Here is a 241-nt window from a genome sequence, read left to right on the forward strand (position 1 = left end):
GGACTCTATGATATTGGGCGAACCGCAGATACTCGGTCAAATTAAGCGCTCTGTACATCTGGCGCAAGATCAAAAAGCCTTAAGCAATCAGCTAGGCTGGATCGTCGATCAGGTGTTTGCTGCTGCCAAACGGGTACGTAATGAGACCAAGGTTGGCGCTCAAGCAGTATCGCTTAGCTTCGCTGCTGCCAAGCTGGTCACGCAGATTTTTGATGACTTGCCCAATCGTACTCTGTTGGTG

Annotated in this window: 1 pseudogene; it reads left to right on the plus strand. The window is 50.2% G+C overall.

What is annotated here, in order from left to right:
• A pseudogene (locus tag AAEY72_RS16115) lies at window positions 1-241 on the plus strand (glutamyl-tRNA reductase); the annotation flags it as partial.

The sequence above is a fragment of the Psychrobacter sp. W2-37-MNA-CIBAN-0211 genome (assembly GCF_040309405.1).
Classification (GTDB): domain Bacteria; phylum Pseudomonadota; class Gammaproteobacteria; order Pseudomonadales; family Moraxellaceae; genus Psychrobacter; species Psychrobacter glaciei.